General features: G+C 38.1%; 16 protein-coding genes. All 16 read right to left on the minus strand.

Annotation, left to right across the window (positions count from 1 at the left end; all coding sequences use genetic code 11):
* Nucleotides 1-28: 28 nt before the first annotated feature.
* The 16 genes from ylxM to rlmD all read right to left on the minus strand — a co-directional run bounded on the left by ylxM (nucleotide 29) and on the right by rlmD (nucleotide 20,545).
* Nucleotides 29-373: a YlxM family DNA-binding protein gene (ylxM, locus tag RHP64_RS07830; RefSeq protein WP_025268362.1), complete on the minus strand. Its 345-nt coding sequence runs from the start codon at nucleotides 371-373 to the stop codon at nucleotides 29-31.
* Entirely contained in the window at nucleotides 370-1,692 is a 1,323-nt protein-coding gene (gene ftsY, locus RHP64_RS07835; RefSeq protein ID WP_349517172.1) for a signal recognition particle-docking protein FtsY, read from the minus strand. Before ftsY ends, ylxM begins: the two co-directional genes overlap by 4 nt.
* Before the next feature lie 69 nt (nucleotides 1,693-1,761).
* Nucleotides 1,762-5,319 carry a chromosome segregation protein SMC gene (gene smc, locus RHP64_RS07840; protein ID WP_462785011.1) on the minus strand — a complete coding sequence of 1,186 codons (3,558 nt, stop codon included), beginning with the start codon at nucleotides 5,317-5,319 and terminating at the stop codon, nucleotides 1,762-1,764.
* Entirely contained in the window at nucleotides 5,316-6,026 is a 711-nt protein-coding gene (gene rnc / locus RHP64_RS07845; protein ID WP_011680226.1) for a ribonuclease III, read from the minus strand. Before rnc ends, smc begins: the two co-directional genes overlap by 4 nt.
* A 111-nt stretch (nucleotides 6,027-6,137) precedes the next feature.
* Nucleotides 6,138-7,505 (minus strand): phosphoglucosamine mutase, encoded by a 1,368-nt coding sequence (gene glmM, locus RHP64_RS07850; protein ID WP_014325036.1) that lies wholly within the window; start codon nucleotides 7,503-7,505, stop codon nucleotides 6,138-6,140.
* 3 nt (nucleotides 7,506-7,508) lie between these two features.
* Nucleotides 7,509-8,606: a CdaR family protein gene (locus RHP64_RS07855; protein ID WP_011680228.1), complete on the minus strand. Its 1,098-nt coding sequence runs from the start codon at nucleotides 8,604-8,606 to the stop codon at nucleotides 7,509-7,511.
* Nucleotides 8,603-9,424: a diadenylate cyclase CdaA gene (gene cdaA, locus RHP64_RS07860; protein WP_011680229.1), complete on the minus strand. Its 822-nt coding sequence runs from the start codon at nucleotides 9,422-9,424 to the stop codon at nucleotides 8,603-8,605. The genes RHP64_RS07855 and cdaA overlap by 4 nt, the downstream gene beginning before the upstream one ends.
* 6 nt (nucleotides 9,425-9,430) lie before the next feature.
* Complete coding sequence (locus RHP64_RS07865; protein ID WP_011680230.1) at nucleotides 9,431-11,527, minus strand: Na+/H+ antiporter; 2,097 nt, start codon at nucleotides 11,525-11,527, stop codon at nucleotides 9,431-9,433.
* Between the two features lie 3 nt (nucleotides 11,528-11,530).
* Entirely contained in the window at nucleotides 11,531-12,409 is an 879-nt protein-coding gene (gene murB / locus RHP64_RS07870) for a UDP-N-acetylmuramate dehydrogenase (protein ID WP_011680231.1), read from the minus strand.
* A gap of 190 nt (nucleotides 12,410-12,599) precedes the next feature.
* On the minus strand, nucleotides 12,600-13,013 hold the full coding sequence (ndk, locus tag RHP64_RS07875; protein WP_014325038.1) for a nucleoside-diphosphate kinase: 414 nt from the start codon (nucleotides 13,011-13,013) through the stop codon (nucleotides 12,600-12,602).
* A gap of 64 nt (nucleotides 13,014-13,077) precedes the next feature.
* Entirely contained in the window at nucleotides 13,078-13,599 is a 522-nt protein-coding gene (locus RHP64_RS07880) for a YehS family protein (RefSeq protein WP_031296130.1), read from the minus strand.
* A gap of 192 nt (nucleotides 13,600-13,791) precedes the next feature.
* Nucleotides 13,792-14,019, minus strand: coding sequence for a CsbD family protein (locus tag RHP64_RS07885; RefSeq protein ID WP_011680232.1), 228 nt, complete (start codon nucleotides 14,017-14,019; stop codon nucleotides 13,792-13,794).
* A gap of 169 nt (nucleotides 14,020-14,188) precedes the next feature.
* The gene (locus RHP64_RS07890) at nucleotides 14,189-14,332 is read right to left on the minus strand and encodes a hypothetical protein (RefSeq protein ID WP_164907655.1); all 144 of its coding nucleotides are present in this window, start codon (nucleotides 14,330-14,332) and stop codon (nucleotides 14,189-14,191) included.
* Nucleotides 14,333-14,494: 162 nt separating this feature from the next.
* Complete coding sequence (gene mutL, locus RHP64_RS07895; protein ID WP_025268366.1) at nucleotides 14,495-16,441, minus strand: DNA mismatch repair endonuclease MutL; 1,947 nt, start codon at nucleotides 16,439-16,441, stop codon at nucleotides 14,495-14,497.
* Nucleotides 16,442-16,445: 4 nt separating this feature from the next.
* Nucleotides 16,446-19,010 (minus strand): DNA mismatch repair protein MutS, encoded by a 2,565-nt coding sequence (mutS, locus tag RHP64_RS07900; RefSeq protein WP_014325041.1) that lies wholly within the window; start codon nucleotides 19,008-19,010, stop codon nucleotides 16,446-16,448.
* Between the two features lie 140 nt (nucleotides 19,011-19,150).
* A complete protein-coding gene (rlmD, locus tag RHP64_RS07905) occupies nucleotides 19,151-20,545 on the minus strand; it encodes a 23S rRNA (uracil(1939)-C(5))-methyltransferase RlmD (RefSeq protein ID WP_061515024.1) in 1,395 nt (464 codons plus the stop codon).
* Nucleotides 20,546-20,575 lie beyond the last annotated feature (30 nt).

Consider the following 20,575-nt stretch of genomic DNA (forward strand, 5'->3'; position numbering starts at 1 on the left):
GTACACACTATTTGTGCACATTTCCCTTCTAGTTATCAATTTCCGTCGTTAAAAGCTTCTGTACCAATAATTTTAACACATTATCATCTGGATAATGTGTCTCGATATATTGTTCAACATCCTTTTCTAATGACTGTCGCTTTGCAAAATCGACTTGCAAATGAAGGATGTTTTCGTATTTTTCAAGTTGTTCAATAGCTCGATTGATATTATCTGATACTGCTTGGCGACTAACGGTCTCCGCTTCAGCGATTTCAACAATAGAGTAATCATCTTCAAAATAGTAACGTAAATAAGCTTGTTGCTTATCTGTCAACAATTTTTCATAGAAACCAAATAGTTCGTTAATGTGAGTCTTCTTTGCTAAATTCATGATTCAACCAATTCCTTGAATAGCCCATAAACGAATTCTTCAGGCTTGAATTCACGCAGGTCACTAGCTTTTTCACCAAAACCAATCCATTTAACCGGTAAGTGCATTTCATTACGAATGGCAAAAACAATACCGCCCTTAGCTGTACCATCCATTTTTGTCAACACAATACCACTGACATCGGATGAATTTTTGAACAATTTTGCCTGTTGCAATGCATTCTGACCGGTTGTTGCATCAAGAACCAACAAAACTTCGTGCGGTGCTTCAGGAATTTCACGCTGAATAATGCGTTTCATTTTTTCTAGTTCTTGCATTAAATTAACATTATTTTGCAATCGACCTGCCGTGTCAACAAATAAAACATCATAATTTTCATCGCGAGCTTTTTCAACTGCTGCAAAGACAACAGAAGCAGGATCCGCTTTTTCTTTACCAGCAACAACGGGTACATGCGCACGTTCACCCCATTCTTGCAATTGTTTGGTAGCACCAGCACGAAATGTGTCCGCTGCGGCTAACAAAACAGACTTACCTGCTTTTTGATACTTGCTTGCCAATTTACCAATCGTTGTTGTTTTACCAACACCATTCACTCCCACAAATAGAATAACTGTTGTTTGTCCTTTGGGTGCAAAATTCATTGTGGCATCTTCATTTATACCGTCAGCCTCATACAAATCAACCATTTTTTTAATGATGACATCGCGAACGTCTTCTTTACGCTTCGCATTTTTTAATTTCACTTCTTCTCGAAGTTCGTCACTAATCTTTATAGCCATATCAAAGCCAACGTCCGCACCAACTAAAGTTTCTTCCAAGTCTTCGAAGAAATTTTCATCCACCGAACGGAAATTAGCCAAAAATCGGTTAAATCTATCTGCAAAGCCAGTACGTGACTTTTTCAATCCCGCATCGTAAATTTGTTGCTCAGTTGTTTCTGTTTCTGTTTCTGTTTCTGTTTCTGTTTCTGTTTCTGTTTCTGTTTCTGTTTCTGTTTCTGTTTCTGTTTCTGTTTCTGTTTCTGTTTCTGTTTCTGTTTCTGTTTCTGTTTCTGTTTCTGTTAATTGTGGGGTACTGATTTTTTGTTTGTCAAGCGCCTCTTGCCAAATCTTGGCTTCATCTTCGTTAACTAAACCAACTTGTTCCATCATCGGTTGCGACACGGCTGACGTATTTTCAGATACAGCAGTACTTTGCTCATCCTCAGAAGCATCACTATTAGATTCAGATTCACTCAAAATTTCAGTGGATTCTGACGCAGACTCCTGCTCAACCGTTTCATTTTTCTTTTTACGGAAAATATCAAATAATCCCATTTATTTTTCTCCTAATCCAAGTAATACACGCTTCTGAGCATATAGCTGTTTCTTAAACAAATTATACAATTATGAAACTGCTTCTTCCATTCGATCTAAATCAACTGAGACCATTTTTGACACGCCAGCTTCTTGCATCGTCACACCATATAACAAATTAGCATTCACCATCGTCCCCTTACGGTGCGTAATAACGATAAATTGTGTATCACCAGCAAATTCACGTAAATATCTAGCAAAACGCGCCACATTTGCTTCATCCAACGCAGCTTCGGCTTCATCAAGCACAACAAAAGGAACAGGGCGAACGTGCAAAATAGCAAATAACAGCGTAATCGCAGTCAATGCTTTTTCACCACCAGACAACAAACTCATTTGCTGGAACTTTTTACCAGGAGGTTGCGCTGTTATATCAATACCGGTTGTTAATAAATGGGCTGGATCTGTTAAGCTAATTTCTGCACGACCACCGCCAAACATTTTGGCATAAATATCTGAAAAATGTGTCGCAACTGCATCAAAAGTCTTTTTAAAACGAACTTGTACTTCCGTATCCATTTCATCAATTGTTTGTAGCAGTGTCTCTTTAGCTGAGTTCAAATCATCGCGTTGTTTTGTCAAAAATTCAAATCGTGTTTTTACAGACTCATACTCTTCAATAGCTCCAATGTTAACATTGCCAATTTCATCTAAACTACGTTTAACTAAGCGCAACTGTTCGGTAATATTTTGGAAATCCATGTCAGCAACTTTTTGGTACAAAGCTTCCACATCGCCAACATCGTACTGCGTCAGTAATTGCGTTTGCAGATTTTCTATCTGTGTCTGCAAACGAGCCAAGTGCGCTGCAGACTGACTTTGTGATCCAATAAGCGTTCTCAAAGTCTCCTGTTGCGTTGCAAATTGCTCTTCCAAATCCGTGATGCTGTTCGTCAAAGCCACGATTTGTGTATTAATATTGTCATACTTTTCTTGTGTGGCATCAAGTTGATGCGACATATCATCAATTATACTTTGATTAGCTACATTACCTTGCGCTATAACCAATTGTTTTTGCAGATTTTTTAAGTTTTCTTCTACAGTACTATGCTCTCTCTGTAGTTCATTACGTTGATTCTGTAATAAACTCAACTGGCCATTAATACTGTCAAGCTGAGCACCAACTGTTGCAAACTGAGTTTGCAACGTGGCTTTTTCTTCATTTGTTGATTGTGATTTTATTGAAGCTGTCTCTAAGTCATGAGCTAATTTGGCAGTCAGCTGTTCTTGATCCAGTTTTTGTTGTTCAATATTTTCGATTTTAGTACTAAACTCTACTATGCGATTTTTCAGTTCTAGTTGTTGTTCGCTTACTTCTTTCAATTCATATTCAATAGCTTGCACGGCTCTTTTTTGTTGCTTTATAGCATCCTGTTGCCGCGATAACTCATAATCAATTTTTTTAGTATCATTTTGAGCTGCTCGCAATGATTCTTGCGTCAAAAGTAATTTTTCTTGTAACTGTTCACCAGTTGAACGTTTCAACTGCAGTGTTTTTTCTAATGTTCTTGCTTGAACAGTTAATTCATCCGTACGTTCACTTAATTCAGCAATATCAGATTGACGACTCAATAAGGTTGCGCCACGTTTTTGGGTTGCGCCACCTGTCATAGAACCACCAGCATTAACAACTTGGCCACTTAGACTTACCACGCGAAAACGAAAATGTCCACGTTTGGCAATTTCAGTTGCTTGATTTAAATTTTCCGCCAAAACGGTTGTCCCTAATATGTTGGCTTTAATAGCAGACATTTCCTCAGGCATATCAATCAAATCCGCGGCAACTCCTATAAAACCATCCATGTGTTGCACTGCTTCCAGACCGCTTAAGTGACGTGATTTGATGGTATCCATTGGTAAAATTGTAACACGTCCCGCCCGGTTTTTTGTTAAATAAGAAATAACCTGCTTGGCCGTTGATGTATTATCTACTACAACCTGTTGTAACACACCACCTAATACGGTTTCAATTGCCAAAGCATAACGACTGGGAACGGTCATTAATTCAGCAATAACCCCTTTAATACCACTAAATTTTTCTAAAGTTTGTGGCTTCATCAGCGCGCGAACACCTTGATAAAAACCAGCATACTCGTCTAAAGAATTGAGTGCATCGCGATGACTACGTACCTTGTTTAATTCATCTAATACCTTGTACCAATTTTGCTCTGTGGACTTATATATTTTTGCTTCATTACCAATGTCTTGCTTTAAATCTGCTACATTTTTTTCAAGTTCTGTAATGTTCACATCATCATGATCAATATTTGGTTCTTTTTTGTTAAACGTTCTTTGAATAGCTGTTAACTCTTCGTTTTCATTATCAAGACGTGCTGACAACACTTTTTGACGACTTTCTAGCTGCTGTAATAGCTTTTCGTCATTTTTTTGCGTGTTGTGCAGTGTAGCTATATCCTGCATTGTTTGAATATAATGATGTCGATTTACTTCAATTTTGCTTTGTATTTCACGTTGTAACTCAACTTGTACACTTGTATCAAATTGTCCAAGACTAATTTTTAATTGTTGGTATTGTTTTTGTAACCCATCTTTTTGTTTTTCTACTTGGCTAATTTGTTCATCTAATTTCCGAACACGATTTTGTAAATCAAACTCTTGTTTTTTAGCACTTTCAACATCTCTATTTAGCGTTGAAATTTGCTGTGCTCCTAAATTTTTAGCGCCAATCAAACGTTCACGTTTTTGAGTACACTCTAGAATTGTAGCCTGTAAGCTATCTCGTGACAATTGTGCACTAACACGTTCTTGACGTTTGTCTAATAATTTTTTATTGACAACATCTAGTGCTAGCTTCGTCTGGTTAACACGTTTGTCATGTGTTTCTACTTGTTTGGTCGTTGATGATATTTGACCATTAAGATCATGAATTGACCATGCCAATCGCGCCTTGTCTAACGTATCAAAACGTTTTTTTTGAGCTAAATAATCTGTTGCTTCTGCCGCCTGCTCCGCTAATGGATCAATTCGACTTTCAATCTCATGAATAATATCTGCCACACGTGACAAATTATCACTTGTCTGGGTTAATTCTTTTTGCGCCTTTTCTTTATTTTGCTTGTATTTATACACGCCGGCGACTTCTTCAATAATGCCGCGTCGATCTTCAGGTTTTGCATTGAAAATACTTTCAACTCGTCCTTGGGATATTATTGAAAAACTTTCACGTCCCAAACCAGTATCCATAAACAATTCATGAATATCTCTCAACCGGCTCTCAACACCATTAATTAAATAGGAACTTTCACCTGATCGATACAACTTTCGTGTAATTCGAATTTCATTAAAATCAGATTGTACATAGTGATCAGAATTATCAAAAGTAATTGACACTTCAGCGCGATTCAACGCACCACGTTTATCGGTACCACCAAAAATAACGTCGGACATCTTTGTCCCACGCAAATCTTTGGCAGATTGTTCACCCATCACCCATTGAATCGCTTCAATGATGTTTGATTTTCCTGAACCGTTAGGTCCAATAATACCGGTCATCCCCGGCATTAGTTCAATCATTGTCTTATCAGCAAATGATTTAAATCCGCTAATTTCAAGTGATTTTAGTTTCATAAGTTGACATTATCTTCCAGTATTTTTAGTGCTGCTCTGGCAGCTGCTTTTTCAGCATCTTTGATGGATTTACCAGTACCACGCGCTAATTCTTTGTCATTAGCGGAGACACTCGCTTCAAATAATTGGGTATTATCTGATAATTGTTCCTCTTTTTCGGTCTGATAATCAATATCCACAGACCCTTTGGTCTGTAATCGCTCTTGTAATCGGCTTTTAAAATCAATAAAACGATCAAAAAAGTCTGTATCAATTGCTGCAAATAATGTTTGATTTAAGAATTGTCTAACGACATCTGCCCCTTGATCTAGATACAATGCACCAATAAAAGCTTCCCAAATATCTTCAAGCAATGAGTCGCGATCCCGCGCCCCGCTCATCTCTTCACCTTTTCCTAAACGAATACCTTCGTTTAAATGAACCATGCGTGAGAAATGCGCAAATGATCTTGTTTGAACCATTGCAATACGCATTTCGGTCAATTGACCTTCATGCCAGTCAGGATAGCGCTTAAACAAATACTCAGCAACAATCATTTGCATGACAGAGTCACCTAGAAACTCCAGACGCTGGTAGTCGCGACCTTTTTCGTCCGGATGTTCATTCAAATAGTTGCGTTGCGTTAAAGCTTCTGTTAATAAGCTTTCGTCATTAAATGAGATATTAAATTTTTTTAAAATGTATGATTTAAAACTGTCTTGTGACACGTTATTTTCCTTTTAAAGCGTAGTCTATAGTATATTATATCAAAAAAGTGGCCATACTTTTCGAAAAGTTATAGCCACTCAATCTAAAGATCATAGTAGTAATCGTATGCTTTATAGTCCAGATTTTTCACGAACAACATTTGCGATGGATTCAGTATACTTTTCCACTAACTCTTGCGTTGGTGCTTCCACCATGACACGTAGTAAAGGTTCTGTTCCTGAAGGGCGGACTAATACTCGACCGTCCCCTGCCATCTGTACTTCAACCTCAGCAATTTTGGCAATAACATCAGGATCATGCTGAATTTCTTCTTTATCAGCGACAGTTATATTCACTAATTTTTGTGGATAAATATGAACAGGAGCTGCCAGTTCAGATAGCTTCTTTCCCGTCTCTTTCATTACATATAACAATTGTAGAGCCGTTAGTAAGCCATCTCCAGTTGTTGCCCAATCACGAAAAATAATGTGACCAGACTGTTCGCCACCAAGATTATGGTCCGATTTAATCATTTCTTCCATAACATAGCGGTCACCGACTGCTGTTTTGATACTAGTCATATCGTTTTCTGCCAACGCCTTATAGAAACCAATATTACTCATTACTGTTGAGACAACTGCATTGTGCTTTAAACGCCCTTGTTCATTTAAGAATTTTCCAGTGATAAACATAATTTTATCACCATCAACAATCTCACCATTTTCATCAACAGCAATTAATCGATCCCCATCACCATCAAATGCTAGACCTGCTTGTACATCATTTTCTTTTACAAGTTCAGCAAGCGCCGCTGGATTAGTAGATCCAACGCCATCATTAATATTTAGCCCATTTGGTTCTGTTCCTAATGTTACGAAATCTGTTCCCAAATCCGCAAACAATCGTGCCAATAAACCGCTGGTAGCGCCATTAGCACCATCAAGAGCAATTCGCATACCATTAAGGTCTGTTGGAATTGTTTTTTGAAGAAATTCTAGGTACTTTTGAACGCCTTCCGGATAATTATTAACGACACCTAATCCATCAGCACTGGGACGAGGTAGTGTATCTTCTGATTCATCTAATAATTGTTCAATTTCATATTCTAATTGGTCAGATAATTTGAAACCATCATTTCCAAAGAATTTTATGCCATTGTCAGCTGCCGGATTATGTGAAGCTGTAATCTGCACACCAGCGTCTGCCTCTAAATTTTGAACCAGAAAAGCTACAGCTGGCGTAGTAATAACGCCTAACCGCAGCACATCAATACCAACTGATAAAAATCCTGCAATAATGGCTTGTTGTAACATTTCGCCTGAAATTCGAGTATCACGACCTACAATAACAACTGGTTTCTTGTTTTCATCGTTGGCATGCCTGGTTAATATTGCACCACCTGTACGGCCAAGACGAAAAGCAAGCTCAGGTGTAAGTGTTTTATTTGCAACACCTCTTACACCATCGGTTCCGAAATATTTAAGATTAAATTCTGACATGTTTTACTGTCCTTTAGTTTCTGATGTTGTGCTTGCACTACTTTGAGTACTACTACTTGTACTGCTTGTTGATTCAGAGGATGATGAAGATGATGAACTAGAGCTACTGCTCGTGCTCCCCGTCGAACTGCTACTTGTTGAGCTGGTGTTTGACGGTGTAATAGTTACTTTTACTTTTGAAACACTATATTCAACAATCCCTGTTTGTGTAGGAATCTCTATAGTACGCGTTGTTTTATTGCTAATATTTCCAACATCCACTGGTATATTAATAGTGTCCACCGATTTAAGTATATCAGAAGAACCATATGCCGTCACCGTTTTTGGATCAAATGTAATCGTATAGTCATCACTGTCACCATTGTTTATTGTTGCGCTCAAATTCATTTTTTTACTGTCTTCAGGTTCTACATCTAACGTGACATTCGCCGTTGGATCACTGATATTAACCTCAACTGCATTACCATCTTTATCTCGTGCAACAAGTTTGACAGATTGTGAGACAGACTGTTTAACACCACTATCAAGTGACACTTTGGCATCTACATAACTCACAGCTTCGACGTTAGCCTTAGGTCCTGAAATCGTGACATTTTTTGGATCTGATGTTGTATCTCCAACCGTGTATCCGGTCGCAATCTTACTTTTATCGAAACTAACCTGCACTGGCAGTTTTGCCGATTTCTTTTGGGAAATTGTCACCGTGACTGTTTGTGGCGTTACCGTAGATGTTAGGGAAGAGTTAACGCCTCGTAAAGCCACCTTAACATTGTGCTTACCAACACCTAAGCTACGTAAATCTACGCTAGCTTGAATGTCATTATGACTCTGTGCAGCTGTCACCAGTGGTCCCGATCCCTCAATACCAACCTTAACTGTTGACGGTGCGCCGATAACAACATATTTATCTGAATCAACTTGTAAATTTAAAGGTACCTTTAGGGTAGCCCTTTTTTCTGGAATCAACGTTGAAAAATTTGTTGACCCTCCATTGTTGGTAGCAGTACCTTGTTTCGTACTAGAAACATAAGCGGCAAGTAAAATAGCGATAACTAAGGAAACCACCAAATTAACGATTTTAGACTGTCCTATTTTTTTCATTTTGAACGTCCTCCAATCTTTTGCCACCAGTGTTTGTCATTTTCTTCGTCAATTTGCACCAAAAATTGATGTTCAAAAAAGTTCATGTAAGACTCTTGGTCCATATTGCGAAGTAAATCCCCCCCTTGAGTAATCGATATTTCCCCTGTTTCTTCAGAAACAACCACTGTAATTGCATCACTTGCTTCACTAATACCAACAGCAGCACGATGCCGTGTTCCCAGTTCCTTTGGTATTCGCGTACTTTCTGATAATGGTAAGTATGCTGCAGCAACAGCGATGCGATCATCATCAATAATCACGGCACCATCATGCAAAGGTGTGTTAGGAATAAACGTATTAATTAATAACTGACCGGTAATGTAGGCATCTAATTTTATGCCAGTTTTGATATATTCATCTAAACTACCATCACGTTTTATCGTAATTAATGCACCTATTCGTCGTTTAGACATATACTGCAAAGCATCATCTAGACTCTTAATTAGTTGATGTTCTTTAGAATTATCTACACGAGCACGACGAATGACCAAACGTCGTCCCAAGCTTTCTAATCCCCGTCGAATCTCTTGTTGGAAAATAACTACCACTGCTATTGGAGCCCATGTAATTATTTGATCCATAATCCACGATAGAGTTACTAAACCAAGGTACCAGCTCACTACCTTAACCAAAATAACGAAGCCTACTCCAAACAATATCTGCAAAGCGCGGGTTCCTTCGACGAATTGAATGAGCTTATACAAAATAAACCATATAATAGCGATGTCAATGACATGCATTAGGTTATTAAATGTAAAATATAGTAGAATATTCATACTTAGCTATTCCTCATCCCTTCCTGCTAGAGCAGCTGTTTCGGCATAATTGATAAACTGACGTATGTTCACGCCTGCTTGTCTTGAAATACGCCCTTGTTCATAAAGTTGTTGAATCGTTTCACGTTCCACATTTAATGCTTTGATTTCCAATTCCATTCGATATCTATCATCTAGTTCACGTTGTTCTGGTGTATCAGGGTGACGTTCTTTCTCAATCTGATTACGATAAAATATAATCAAATTATAAGCCGCTTGGCGTTCCATTCGATGTGAAACAGTATCACCTGTATACTTTTCCATATATTCAGACAAAGACTGAATGGCTTCCTTGGCCATTTCTTTAGTGGCCATTGAACTTTCTTCACGAAATTGGTCGGTTGACTCATCCGAAATCCAAATCCGAATACTTCTTAGCGTACGCCGCCACAATATAATAATCCACTGGGTAGATAAATGATAGTGTTTATCAGAATCAATCATATTCTCTAGACGATCTAAACGTCGATTTTGAGAAGAATAAGTTAGTATAGATATTTTTTCATCGGCGAGCAGTTGACGTAAGCAATTTCGTTGCGCTTCTAATGCGACGCGTCGCAATTCTCGATCATCTTCAATATTAACTTTATGATCATTACTTTTGTTTAACTGTCGATAAATCTGGTCAATAATTTGTTGTTTTCTACCAATTAATTCATAGACAATAATTCTATTATGATCATTTTGTTGCTCACGGAGAACTTGTATACCAATTCGAATGGAAAATATTCTTGCTTGTGCCTCAGTTAAATCAACTTTAGATTCATGGGTACTTGATGTTTCAACTTCGCCCACTTCTGGTTGTGTAAAATCATGTGTGGTTCGTTGTTTGGTAACAATTGGCAACATAATTGTGGCCACCAACAGACTAATAATCACCACTACTGCCGCCACAAAAACGAGTAAATTACGTTGTGGAAAAGCCGATCCGTCTGCAATAGTCGATGGAACGGTTAGAACAGCGGCCATTGTAACCGCACCACGAACACCAGTAAGGCCCGATATGATTGCCATTCTAAAAGAAATGGCGCGTTCCTTATGTTTTAAATGATATGTAATTTGCGTGCCGTAAGCCCAAAATGTACGAATAGTAAATATGATAAACCAAACGGCAACACCATAAAAGATGGCCATACCCGTATGAACCTGCGTACTACGCACAATATCTTTCATGGCAGCAGGAAGTTCAATACCTAGTAAGATAAAAATTGTGCCATTTAGCAAATAAACAAATACTTCCCAAGTACGTACTGTGACCACATTTATTTCAGGTGAACGCGCATTCATATGCTGATCGCTCAAAATTTTCGATAGAACGCCACCAGCCACAACTGCAATTACACCAGAGGAGTGAAAAATGTCCTCAGCAACCCAATAAATAACGAATGGCATTAACAAAGTCACAACCGTATGGAAAACCACATCATTCAAGCCAACACGATCAAAAGAGTCACGTAGCCAGCTAACAAAACTACCAAGAATTAGCCCAACAGCTAATCCGACAATAGTCATCCAAAAGAAGTTTCCAATGGCTTCACCAATTAGAAAAGTACCTGCGATGGTGGCTTTAATCGCCGTATTAAAACTAACCAACCCACTCGCGTCGTTGATTAAACTTTCTCCTGAAACAATATGCATCACATTTTCCGGAAGCTTCACACGCCGAGCAATGGCTTGTACGGCCACCGGATCAGTTGGTGATATCACAGCCGCTAGGGCCAAAGCCACTGATTTTGGTAGTTGAGGCATTAATAGGTGCATTAAAAATCCACCGACTAACGTTGTTAAGATAACCAAAATAATTGAATTACCTAAAATCGGCCCACGTAATTCCCAAAGTTCATGTTTTGGAAAACGCCATGCATCGTTAAACAATAATGGTGCTATAAACAATAGCATAAACCACTCTGAATCAACTTCAACGTAAATACCACATACCAGTGCTAGAAAGAGACCAATCGCAATCTGAAATAAACTGATAGGTATCTCAGGTATAAAATGCGACACAATGTTAGAGATGGTTACCGCAACAATTAATATTACAATTAATTCTAATATTGCCATTCCTTAACGCTCTCCCATTATTCTGACTTCTGTTTCTAAATGCACACCAAATTTTTCATACACTGTTTTTTGTACATAATGAATTAAATCCTCATAGTCATTACCGGTGCCATGTGCGATATTGACCATGAATCCCGCATGCTTTTTGGAAACTTCAACACCGCCGCGGCGGACACCTTGTAATTTAGAATCCATAATCAATTTACCTGCAAAGTAACCTTCTGGCCGCTTAAAAACAGAGCCATTCGATGGATAATTTAGTGGTTGTTTATTAGCACGTTTAAAATTATTTTCATCCATTCGTGTCCTGATAGCAGTGCAACTATCTGGTTGCAATTCAAAAGTCGCACTAATTATAATGCCACCGTTGCTCTGGAAAACAGATTTTCGGTAACCAAATTCCAATGCCTTTTTTTCAAAATTTTGCAGAGTGCCATCTGGCATTAAAGCAGTGACAGATGACACAACCATATCAACTTGCCCCCCATAAGCGCCTGCATTCATGAATACAGCTCCGCCAACTGACCCTGGAATTCCTGCGCCCCACTCTAAACCACTCAGCCCATGTTCAAACGCTTGCTCAGTTACCCAAATTAAATCAGCACCAGCTGATGCTACGATTTTATTTTGATCCACAACGACGTCCCGTAAATCATGTAGTAAGATGGATAGTCCCCGTAGACCACCATTGCGAACGATTAAATTGGATAGCCGACCAAAAACTTGCACAGGCATGCCTAACTCTTTAGCCCAGTTCACCAGTACTTTCAATTCATGAATACTTTTGGGGATGGCTAAATAATCAACCAATCCACCAGCTTGCGTATAAGCATATGGTGCTAGTGAATGATTCTCTAGTATTTCAATATTTTCTAATTGCATTAAATTTTGTCTCCAAGTCCATATGTACTATTTTACCAAACTTTAGGTAATTCTTTAAAATTATGTTAAATCGCTAATATATTATTGAAAAAACAAAATAAAAAAGCGCCCAAGTGGATTTAAATCAATTCCCGTGAGTGCTTAATCAATTCACTTTAACTATTAAAAACATCATTCATCTTACACTGCATTACGCAAACCATAATTTGATTTCATATTCGGCCGCTTCAACACTGTCCGAACCATGAACGATATTCATAACAGCTTCCCCTTCCCATTCACGACCTAAATCACCACGAATAGTTCCCGGTGCAGCTAGTGTTGGATTGGTCGTTCCCATAATTGTTCGCCAGCCCGATACAATGTTGGTTCCTTCTCCAATCATCGCAATAATCGGGCCCGAAGTCATATACTGCACTAACGAAGGATAAAATGATTTGCCCACATGTTCAGCATAATGCTTTGCTAGTAATTCAGGAGTAGGTTGTACCATTTTCATCGCTTTAATCGCATAGCCTTTATGCTCAATTCGCTGAATAATCTCACCAATTTTGCCACGCGAAACGCCATCCGGTTTAATCATCATAAAAGTACGTTCTACCATATATTTCCTCCTTATAATTAAGTCTCTAACTTAATTGTACACATATATGAAAACGTTCACAATACTACTTTCTTGCTGTGCGTTTGACATCCTCAGGACGGTACTCCATGGCCATCCCTTTTAAAATATTACGAAGATAGCGATCACCAGCCGGTTTATAATTTCGATGATCCGGTCGACGCAATATTGCACTTAACTCACTATTAGAAATTTGAATACCTGCCGTTTTTAAGAAACCAATTAAATCATCACTAGTATAGGCCATCGCAATTTTCAATTTTTTGATAACAACATTATTTATCGCTGCCTCGTTGACCATATCAAATGTTGGTGGAACAGGCTTTAAATCGGGACCAATTTTTTCACCACGTTGTGAAATAATCAAGCCATTCATAAATGATTCAAGTATTTTTGTAGCGACCTTCTCATCACGTTTCGTATCTTCTGCTTGTTTTGTCAATAGGTTGTGTAATTGATCTTCATCTATTGTTACGCCACCAAATTTAAAAATTTTAATCATATCAGCATCTTTTATGTTGAGTGCGTAACGTAAACGAATAATTATATCATTATTGTTAAAAGCCATTGTTGTAGAACCTAGTAAATAGAAAATATATTGTCCAAATGTCAACTATTTTTCTCTATTATTTTCCTTTTATTTTTCTCTTCAAACTACCCTATAGAAAAGACAGTTGTGTCCGCAAGTCTAATTATACCATACAAAAAAGGCTGATCAGAATTCCCTAGCCAGCCTTTTTGATATGCAATTGTAAACTTATTATTTTTCTGGATTATCTTTTTTATTTTTCAAAGCATCTTTTACGGCATCGACATCGTCATGGGCAACATCTCGAACCTTTTGTACATCATCTTTGGCTTCGCCCTTAACATTTTGGGTCTTACCTTCGACTTCACGTGCTTTATCACCGGTAATTTTTCCTTCAAGTTCTTTTGCCTTACCAGCAATTTTATCTTTAGCATTATCAAACTTTTCTTCAAATGACATGAGCGTCCTCCTTGAATGATATTCGATGTTGTCTGATAAGTATAACGCAACTGTAAGCGCTTGTAAAAGCATATGCCTCGCACAAATCATTTTTTCCCAAAGCCATGTGCTGTGAATAAATATTCGAGACAAGATCATCACCAGATTTTATGTAAAGAGCATTAAGAGGTTACTTCTTATGTTCCATAGGAACACTATCATGTTTGAAGTCTTCAATTGAATTTTGAACAACTTGCTTACTATTGTCTTTAATAATTTTAGTAGTTTTTTTAACATTATTTTTTGTTTGATTTAATTTTGTATTCAATGCCATTACAATTTCTCCCATCAATTGTTTGAAATCATATTTTATCGAATAATTTTGAGTTACGCAAGTGAAAAATTAATCCATTTTTACTTTATTAAATAATAATGTGATAACAAATCTATCCCAAAAAATATGAAGTAACTAGAAAAACTAATGTGTTACAAATGGTTAATATGGATGGTTATCATATTCCTCCCATGCCTCATGTGAATCTTGAATGCGTTTAAACATTTTTTCCATTTCAGTTAGTGTAAATGACGTCACCACTGGACGACCATGAGGACAATTATAAGGGTTCTCAGTCGAGGCAAGTGATTCGATCAACGTCCGGGCTTGTAAGTCGCTTAAATGCATGTTGGCACGGACTGAGCGTTTACAGCTCATCATAATTGCTGTACGTTCACGAAATTCGGCAACTGTCAAATTACCGTCTCGTAATATCCAATCAACCATTTCTTTAATCGTTTCAGTCTCTTGGCCCTTTTCAAACCATGTTGGATGTTCACGGACAATTACTGTTGTTGGCCCGAATGGTTCTAGCGTCAAGCCAATAGCCTCTAATTCGGCTTCCTTATCGGCAATCTTCAACATATCAGCTACAGAATAGTTAATGGTGATTGGCACTAACATTCGCTGCTTATCCGTGCCAACCTGACCAATTTCTTTTCGATAATATTCATACTTCACACGTTCTTGTGCAGCATGTTGGTCAATCAAATAGAATCCTTCGCTACTTTGAGCAAACAAAAACGTACCATGCATTTGTCCAATATACTCTAGGTTGGGGAATCCACTCGGTTTCTTTGGCGAAATGTCTAACTCCTCTTGAGTTGATATCTCTGGCTTATTATAGCTAGATATATCTTCAGAAACTTGCACAGTTATTTCATCATCAAATATTGGCAAGTTAGGTTCGTGAGCATATTTTTGAGTAAACTCATTAACTGCATCGTTCATCAAATCTGACTTTTGATTGATGACCACTTCATTGCTATCTATACCTGTATTGATCGCAATAGTCTGTTCCATATCTGGCTTAGCCCATGGTGCTACTTGCTTTGGTGCTGGTGGCTCAATTTTGTTAGTCTGAGCCTGTCCATATAGATTTTCATAAGCATCTGGAATTAAATTTTCATCAGCAAAGCAAGATTTAATAGTATCAATAATTAATGCTGATAGTTCGGCTTCTTTTGATAATCGAATTTCAGCTTTTTGCGGATGTACGTTAACATCAACTAATAAAGGATCTGTATTGATGTTGATGACACCCATTGGAAAACGACCAACCATCAGCTTTGACCCATATCCACGAATAACTGCATTTGATACGGAAAAATTTTTAATAAAACGGCCATTAACCAATATCGTTAAGTAATCCCGCGAACCTCGCGTGAGTTCTGGTAATGACACAAACCCTGTAATATTAAAATCATCATCTTCGCCGGTAATTGCACGCATTTTTTGCGCAACGTCACGTCCATATATCGCAGCGATAACACGTTGCTGATTACCATCCCCATTTGTTTGTAAAATATTACGTCCATCAGCAGTTACAGTGAAGGCAACATTCGTATATGACAACGCAATACGATTCATAATATCAGCGATACGAGACAACTCTGTTTGCGGCCGTTTCAAGTATTTTAATCTAGCTGGGGTATTGTAAAATAGATCTCTAACAGAAACCACCGTTCCTCGCCGTCCGTTGGCTGGCGTTGCAGAAACTTGCTTGCCACCTTTGATATGATACATGATCCCACTTGGCGCTTCTTGAGTAGTGGTATTCAGGGTTACATCAGAAATAGCTGCTATCGACGGCAAAGCTTCTCCACGGAATCCAAGAGACATAATATTAAACAAATCATGTCGATTGCTAATTTTACTAGTAGCATGCCTAGTAAAAGCTAACGGTACATCTTCTGGGTTAATTCCTTCACCATTATCGACAACACGAATTAATGACTCACCGGCTTCTTCTACGATGACATCAATTTGTGTTGCCCCTGCATCAATAGCATTTTCAACTAATTCTTTTACAACACTGGCTGGACGCTCAATGACCTCACCAGCGGCAATTTGGTTAGCTAATAAATTTGATAATTCATGTATGCGCACTGTCTTACTTCCTCAATTTTTGTAATTCTGCCAATACATTTAATGCTTCTAGCGGTGTCATTTTTGATATGTTGATGCTATCTAATTTTTGAAATAATGTTTCTGTTTTAGGATCAACATCCGAAACATTGAACAATGCCACTTGCTCAGACAACCCTGAAGCTTTTGGTTCAGGTACTAATGCTTCTTGATTTTCTAATCCTGATAAAATTGTTGTTGCATTTGCAATTAATTCGTCAGGCAATCCGGCTAGTGCAGCAACGTGAATGCCATACGATTTGTCAGCTGGTCCTTGTTGAATCTGATGCAAGAAGTGTAACTCACCCGATTCATCTTCAACAGCGCCCACATGAACATTTTTAATATTTTCATGTTTGTCTGCCAATGCCGTTAACTCATGATAATGGGTTGAAAATAATGTTTTAGCATGTACATGAGCATCTAAATATTCAATGATGGCTTGAGCTAATGCCATACCATCATAAGTTGCCGTGCCTCGACCTAATTCATCAAATAATATTAATGAGTGCGCGCTGGCTTCTTGCAATGCTAGGTTGGCTTCCGCCATTTCGACCATAAATGTCGATTGACCCATTGCCATATCATCATTGGCGCCAATACGGGTAAATATTTGATCAAATATTGGTAATACGGCACTTTCGGCCGGAACAAAACTGCCCATTTGACCCAAAATAACAATCAACGCTAACTCCCGCATATAGGTTGATTTTCCAGCCATATTAGGCCCCGTGATCAATTGCATTGCCGTATTTTGATCCAAATTCACATCATTAGCAACAAACTCACCGGCTTCTAATATTGCTTCAACCACTGGATGGCGTCCCTGCTTAATATTAATTATATTATCGTCAGTAAATGTGGGACGAACAAAGCGATTATTGTCAGCAACATCTGCTAAGCTTGCTAGAACGTCTAATTGCGCTACCTGTCGTGCCAACTTTTGTAAACGAGAAATATTTGCTTTAACACGCTCACGAATCGTAATGAACAATTCGTATTCACGCTCGGTTCTTTTGAGTTGCGCTTCGTTAATTAAACGCTCGTGCTCCTTCAGTTCAGGCGTAACAAACCTTTCAGCATTAGTCAGGGTCTGCTTACGTTCATAGCGCCCTTCTTCTAACTTACTAACATTTGCACGAGATACTTCAATGAAAAATCCAAAGTTTTTATTGTACTTAACTTTCAATGAATTAATGCCAGTTGCAGCACGCTCATCGGATTCTAATTGTGCCAGCCATTTCTGATTTTGACTCAAAACGTTACGATATTCATCGATTTTTGAATCAAATCCATCATTGATGATATCGCCCTCACGGATGCTAATCGGAGGGTCATCAACAATTGCTTCATCAATCAATCCAGCTAAATCACTCATATCTTCTAGTCGTTGACTAGCATGATTTAAAATACCTTGGCTTGAGGACAGAACGGACTTCATACCTGGAATTGCAGATAATGATCGCTTTAATTGTACTAATTCTCGGGCGTTCATCGTGCCCATAGCAGCACGAGCTGCTAAACGTTCCAAATCATATACTGATTTCAAATGATCTTGTAGCGCGCCACGTACAAAAAATTCATTTTGAAATGCTTCAATCATATCTAAACGTTCATTGATGTCTTCTGTATCCCGAAGTGGACGCAGCAACCATTGTTTTAGTAACCGACCTCCCATAGCGGTTTTAGTTTCATCAATTAGACCAAGTAAGGAACCTGCTTTCTTTTTTGTCCTTGCGTTTTTTACAAGATCTAAATTAGTCCGTGTATCTTGGTTGAATTTCAAATAAGCCAAGCGTTCATAATTTTGAGCCGGAATAATATGATCCAAATTACGGCGCTGGGTGTCAAATATATAGTTTAATAAAATAGTGGTTACTTGTGCTTCATTTTCATGTACCAAAGGCTGTGTCAAAAAACTAACTGTAGCATTAACATTTACGTCAGATTGAGTAGAAATTACCAATCCCCGTTCAGCAAGCTTATTAGCTATCCCTAGTTCTGTTGTTTCATCATCTTTTAATAACACAATTTCTTTAACTTCAAGTGAACTGAGCTCATCAATTACATCGCTAAAACGCTTTAGTGTTGTGGTTTTTAATTCACCCGTTGATAAATCAATGTAACTCAAAAAATAACGATTATCTCGTGGTAACACCGCAGCCAAATAATTATTTTGCTTATCATTGCCCATGCCACTATTAAGCTTTGTCCCCGGGGTAATGAGTTGCACCACGTCACGCTTCACCATTCCCTTTGCAGTGGCAGGATCTTCCATTTGCTCCACTATAGCGACTTTGTGTCCTTGATCAACTAAAATATCAATATAATTCTGAGCAGCATGGTGTGGAATGCCAGCCATTGGTACCGGATTTTCAGAATTTTTATTACGTGCTGTTAATGTTAGCTCCAACAATTTTGCGCCAAGCACTGCATCATCTTCAAATAACTCATAAAAATCACCCAAACGATAAAACACGAATGCGTCAGGATATTGACTTTTAATCTCATGATATTGCACCATCATTGGTGTTTCAGCAACTTTAGCCATGTTGAATACCTCTTTCTATACACTACATTTTAACATATCAAATAAACATTTCTGTGACACACTGAAAAATGCAGCGCACATCTGCTATGAAAGGACAATCTCATAGTGATGCGTACCGCATATTGTTTGGATCTAAATTATTAATTTTCAGCTTTTTTGAAAACTGTAATGCTTTCAACGTGAGTTGTTTGTGGGAATTGATCCAGTGGTTGAACTGCACCTTCGATTTCAAATCCTGCAGCCAAAATTTGAACAGCATCACGCGCAAGTGTTGCTGGGTTACAACTTATATATACAAATTTTTCAGGATTCATTGCTTTAACTGCATCAATCAATTCTTGTGTTAACCCTTTGCGTGGTGGATCAACAAAGACAACATTTGGCTTTAATCCTTCATCCGCCCATTTTGCCATTTGCTCTGGTGCGTCAGCCAATACAAATTCGGCATTTGTAATTTGATTGTTTTTGGCGTTTTTTTCAGCATCTTCAATTGCTCCTTCAACAACATCAACACCATATATTTTTTTCACTTTATCCGCAACAGATAACGTAATTGTTCCGATACCAGAATAAGCGTCAACAACAACATCAGTCGGTTTCAAATTAGCCTTTTCAGCTGCGAGCGCATACAAGGTCGAAGTGGTTTGAGGATTGACCTGATAGAAAGAGTTTGGCCCAATAACAAAGTCTTTACCCATTAATTGATCGTGAATATCGTCTTCACCCCAAATCGTTTCATTCCATTGTCCCATAATCACATTGGTATCGTGATTATTGATATTGTGGATAACACTCTTTAATTCAGGTAGTTTTGCACTGAGTTTTTCGGCAATTAAGTCGCTATTAGGCAGCTTTTTAGTATTCGTGATGATAACAACCATTAATTCATGTGAATAATAGCCCCGTCGTGCCATAATATGACGAATAACGCCTTTTTTAGTTTCTTCTTCATACGCGGAAACACCTAATTCACGTAAAATGTCTCGCGTAATACGAACTGCTTCATCAACCTTGGGATCTTGGATATAAAAATCTTCAATTGGCACTAAACGATGTGACCCACGACGATAAAAACCTGTTTCTAATTTACCATTTATCATTTGCACAGGTACTTGTGCCTTATTACGGTACCCTGTTGGATTTTCCATACCAATAGTCGGCGCCACATCAACATCTACATTAACCTTTTTAAATAATTCTTCAATTTGATGCTGTTTAAACGCCAGTTGTGCCTCATATTTCAAATTGGCTAGCGGTGCAATGCCTGTGGTAATTGCTATTTTGTTGGCATTTTGAACGCGATTTTCGGATTCCTGAATACGTCTTGTTACACGCCCAAATGCGTAGCTTTTTAGTACTTTTGTGACACTCACGCGGACAATTTCTCCCGGAATAGCATCAACTACAAATATCGGAAAATTATCAACCTTAACAACACCCATGCCTTGATATGTAATATCAATCACGGTTGCTTCAATTTCCTGATTTTTAGCTACTGGTGCTTCGGTTTTATATACTCGATTAGCTTTCGCCATAATGATTTGCTTCTTTCTTGCGCCTTTTGA

Source organism: Leuconostoc sp. XM4 (assembly GCF_055698815.1).